The organism is Prescottella defluvii (genome assembly GCF_000738775.1).
GTDB lineage: Bacteria > Actinomycetota > Actinomycetes > Mycobacteriales > Mycobacteriaceae > Prescottella > Prescottella defluvii.
The window spans coordinates 1-5,241 of the sequence record NZ_JPOC01000058.1; the positions used below are offsets into that span (position 1 = coordinate 1).

The following is a 5,241-nucleotide window of genomic DNA, read 5'->3' on the forward strand; positions in this document are numbered from 1 at the left end:
GATGGTGTGTGCGTGTTCTTTGAGAACTCAACAGTGTGTCGATGAATGTCAGTGCCAATTATTTGGTACTCCGCATCCTTTTTGGGTGTGGGTATTTGCTGATCGTTCCATTCTTCCGTCTGGGATGGTCAGTGTTTGAATGCTAGTTTGAGTTTTTTTGCTAGTGATTTGACTCGATGTCTATGACTGATTGCTGGTTCGCCGGCCAATCTAGAGTCTTCAACGGAGAGTTTGATCCTGGCTCAGGACGAACGCTGGCGGCGTGCTTAACACATGCAAGTCGAGCGGTAAGGCCCTTCGGGGTACACGAGCGGCGAACGGGTGAGTAACACGTGGGTGATCTGCCCTGCACTTCGGGATAAGCCTGGGAAACTGGGTCTAATACCGGATATGACCTTGGACTGCATGGTTCTTGGTGGAAAGGTTTACTGGTGCAGGATGGGCCCGCGGCCTATCAGCTTGTTGGTGGGGTAATGGCCTACCAAGGCGACGACGGGTAGCCGGCCTGAGAGGGCGACCGGCCACACTGGGACTGAGACACGGCCCAGACTCCTACGGGAGGCAGCAGTGGGGAATATTGCACAATGGGCGAAAGCCTGATGCAGCGACGCCGCGTGAGGGATGACGGCCTTCGGGTTGTAAACCTCTTTCAGCAGGGACGAAGCGAGAGTGACGGTACCTGCAGAAGAAGCACCGGCCAACTACGTGCCAGCAGCCGCGGTAATACGTAGGGTGCGAGCGTTGTCCGGAATTACTGGGCGTAAAGAGCTCGTAGGCGGTTTGTCGCGTCGTCCGTGAAAACTTGGGGCTCAACCCCAAGCTTGCGGGCGATACGGGCAGACTTGAGTACTGCAGGGGAGACTGGAATTCCTGGTGTAGCGGTGAAATGCGCAGATATCAGGAGGAACACCGGTGGCGAAGGCGGGTCTCTGGGCAGTAACTGACGCTGAGGAGCGAAAGCGTGGGTAGCGAACAGGATTAGATACCCTGGTAGTCCACGCCGTAAACGGTGGGCGCTAGGTGTGGGTTTCCTTCCACGGGATCCGTGCCGTAGCTAACGCATTAAGCGCCCCGCCTGGGGAGTACGGCCGCAAGGCTAAAACTCAAAGGAATTGACGGGGGCCCGCACAAGCGGCGGAGCATGTGGATTAATTCGATGCAACGCGAAGAACCTTACCTGGGTTTGACATATACCGGAAAGCCGTAGAGATACGGCCCCCCTTGTGGTCGGTATACAGGTGGTGCATGGCTGTCGTCAGCTCGTGTCGTGAGATGTTGGGTTAAGTCCCGCAACGAGCGCAACCCTTGTCCTGTGTTGCCAGCGCGTAATGGCGGGGACTCGCAGGAGACTGCCGGGGTCAACTCGGAGGAAGGTGGGGACGACGTCAAGTCATCATGCCCCTTATGTCCAGGGCTTCACACATGCTACAATGGCCGGTACAGAGGGCTGCGATACCGTGAGGTGGAGCGAATCCCTTAAAGCCGGTCTCAGTTCGGATCGGGGTCTGCAACTCGACCCCGTGAAGTCGGAGTCGCTAGTAATCGCAGATCAGCAACGCTGCGGTGAATACGTTCCCGGGCCTTGTACACACCGCCCGTCACGTCATGAAAGTCGGTAACACCCGAAGCCGGTGGCCTAACCCTTGTGGAGGGAGCCGTCGAAGGTGGGATCGGCGATTGGGACGAAGTCGTAACAAGGTAGCCGTACCGGAAGGTGCGGCTGGATCACCTCCTTTCTAAGGAGCATTCTCCAGTGCAGGTGCAACACAGGTTGTCACTTGGCTGGCAGAGCCCGTTTCTGCTCCCACATGTGGAGCGGCGGGAGCTCATGGGTGGAACACTGACAAGCATTCTTCTTCACTACCGCCGGCCTCTGTGCCGGTGGGAAGAGAGTTATATCGACATACTGTTGGGTCCTGAGAGAACACGCAAGTGGTCTTTCGAGGAAGAAACGGACAGGACCTGAACGTGGTCATACCGCGGAGTTTTTCTCCGGCTGGTGCCACAGGAGTTCGGGTGTTGTGTGTTGTTTGAGAACTGCACAGTGGACGCGAGCATCTTTGTTGTAAGTAATGAAGAGCGTACGGTGGATGCCTTGGCACCAGGAGCCGATGAAGGACGTAGGAGGCTGCGATAAGCCTCGGGGAGCTGTCAACCGAGCTGAGATCCGAGGATTTCCGAATGGGGAAACCCAGCCACAGTGATGTGTGGTTACCCGCGCCTGAATATATAGGGCGTGTGGAGGGAACGTGGGGAAGTGAAACATCTCAGTACCCACAGGAAGAGAAAACAATAGTGATTCCGTGAGTAGTGGCGAGCGAAAGCGGAAGAGGCTAAACCATGGATGTGTGATAGCCGGCGGGCGTTGCATTCGTGGGGTTGTGGGATCCATTTTGTCAATTCTGCCGGGTTGGCCAACAGTAAGAAATCATCGTGTTAGTCGAAGTGGTCTGGAACGGCCTGTCGTAGAGGGTGAGAATCCCGTAGACGAAAACATGGTGACTGTTGTAGTGGACACCCAAGTAGCAGCGGGCCCGTGAAATCTGCTGTGAATCTGTCGGGACCACCCGATAAGCCTGAATACTCCCTGGTGACCGATAGCGGACTAGTACCGTGAGGGAAAGGTGAAAAGTACCCCGGGAGGGGAGTGAAATAGTACCTGAAACCGTGCGCTTACAATCCGTCAGAGCCTTTGAGCAGCTTGCTGCTGGGGGTGATGGCGTGCCTTTTGAAGAATGAGCCTGCGAGTTAGCGGCATGTCGCGAGGTTAACCCGTGTGGGGTAGCCGTAGCGAAAGCGAGTCCGAATAGGGCGTTTGAGTGGCATGTTCTAGACCCGAAGCGGAGTGATCTACCCATGGCCAGGGTGAAGCGACGGTAAGACGTCGTGGAGGCCCGAACCCACTTAGGTTGAAAACTGAGGGGATGAGTTGTGGGTAGGGGTGAAAGGCCAATCAAACTCCGTGATAGCTGGTTCTCCCCGAAATGCATTTAGGTGCAGCGTCGCGTGTTTCACTCTGGAGGTAGAGCTACTGGATGGCCGATGGGCCCCACAAGGTTACTGACGTCAGCCAAACTCCGAATGCCAGAGTGTGAGAGCGCGGCAGTGAGACTGCGGGGGATAAGCTTCGTAGTCGAGAGGGAAACAGCCCAGATCGCCGGCTAAGGCCCCTAAGCGTGTACTAAGTGGAAAAGGATGTGGGGTCGCGAAGACAACCAGGAGGTTGGCTTAGAAGCAGCCACCCTTGAAAGAGTGCGTAATAGCTCACTGGTCAAGTGATCCTGCGCCGACAATGTAGCGGGGCTCAAGTACACCGCCGAAGCCGCGGCATTCACATAACACCTCGGATGGTCTACGGATCGTCCGGCAGTGGTGTGGATGGGTAGGGGAGCGTCGTGCAGCCATGGAAGCAGCAGTGTGAACTAGTTGTGGAGGCTGCACGAGTGAGAATGCAGGCATGAGTAGCGAAAGACGAGTGAGAAACTCGTCCGCCGAATGACCAAGGGTTCCTGGGCCAGGTTAATCCGCCCAGGGTGAGTCGGGACCTAAGGCGAGGCCGACAGGCGTAGTCGATGGACAACGGGTTGATATTCCCGTACCCGTGTGAACGCGCCCCTGGTGAATCAGTGATACTAACCGTCCTGAAGCGTCCTTACTTCCCTTCGGGGAACCTGGATGTGGATGCACGGGACCTGATCTGGTAGTAGCCAAGCGATGGGGTGACGCAGGAAGGTAGCTGAGCCAGTCAGTGGTAATACTGGTGTAAGCGTGTAGGGCGTGACCTAGGCAAATCCGGGTCACATACAGCCTGAGACGTGATGCGTAGCCGATTGAGGCGAATTCAGTGATCCTATGCTGCCGAGAAAAGCCTCTAGCGAGCTTTCACACGGCCCGTACCCCAAACCGACACAGGTGGTCAGGTAGAGAATACTAAGGCGATCGAGATAACTGTGGTTAAGGAACTCGGCAAAATGCCCCCGTAACTTCGGGAGAAGGGGGGCCTCGTCTGGTGATCCAACTTGCTTGGTGAGCTGGGTGGGGCCGCAGAGACCAGAGAGAAGCGACTGTTTACTAAAAACACAGGTCCGTGCGAAGTCGTAAGACGATGTATACGGACTGACGCCTGCCCGGTGCTGGAAGGTTAAGAGGACCGGTTAGCCAGCAATGGCGAAGCTGAGAATTTAAGCCCCAGTAAACGGCGGTGGTAACTATAACCATCCTAAGGTAGCGAAATTCCTTGTCGGGTAAGTTCCGACCTGCACGAATGGCGTAACGACTTCTCTGCTGTCTCAACCACAGACTCGGCGAAATTGCATTACGAGTAAAGATGCTCGTTACGCGCGGCAGGACGAAAAGACCCCGGGACCTTCACTATAGCTTGGTATTGGTGTTCGGTTCGGTTTGTGTAGGATAGGTGGGAGACTGTGAAGCGGGCACGCCAGTGTTCGTGGAGTCGTTGTTGAAATACCACTCTGATCGTATTGGACATCTAACCTCGGACCATGATCTGGTTCAGGGACAGTGCCTGGTGGGTAGTTTAACTGGGGCGGTTGCCTCCCAAAATGTAACGGAGGCGCCCAAAGGTTCCCTCAGCCTGGTTGGCAATCAGGTGTTGAGTGCAAGTGCACAAGGGAGCTTGACTGTGAGACTGACAGGTCGAGCAGGGACGAAAGTCGGGACTAGTGATCCGGCACCGGCAAGTGGAAGCGGTGTCGCTCAACGGATAAAAGGTACCCCGGGGATAACAGGCTGATCTTCCCCAAGAGTCCATATCGACGGGATGGTTTGGCACCTCGATGTCGGCTCGTCGCATCCTGGGGCTGGAGTAGGTCCCAAGGGTTGGGCTGTTCGCCCATTAAAGCGGCACGCGAGCTGGGTTTAGAACGTCGTGAGACAGTTCGGTCTCTATCCGCCGCGCGCGTAAGAAACTTGAGGAAGGCTGTCCCTAGTACGAGAGGACCGGGACGGACGAACCTCTGGTGTGCCAGTTGTTCCGCCAGGAGCACTGCTGGTTAGCTACGTTCGGAAGGGATAACCGCTGAAAGCATCTAAGCGGGAAGCCTGTTCCAAGATGAGGTTTCTCACCCCCTTGAGGGGGTAAGGCCCCCGGCAGACCACCGGGTTGATAGGCCAGAACTGGAAGCACGGTAACGTGTGGAGGTGACTGGTACTAATAGGCCGAGGACTTACCACAAAGAAGCTACGCGTCCACTGTGCGGTATCTGAAACAACACACAGATA

Annotated in this window: 2 rRNA genes; both read left to right on the forward strand. The window is 56.0% G+C overall.

Annotated features, from left to right (window positions below):
• Positions 1-219 precede the first annotated feature (219 nt).
• Positions 220-1,736 (forward strand): 16S ribosomal RNA (locus IJ15_RS0119910).
• 327 nt (positions 1,737-2,063) lie between these two features.
• Positions 2,064-5,194, forward strand: a 23S ribosomal RNA gene (locus IJ15_RS0119915).
• The 16S and 23S rRNA genes sit together here, the layout of an rRNA operon.
• Positions 5,195-5,241 lie beyond the last annotated feature (47 nt).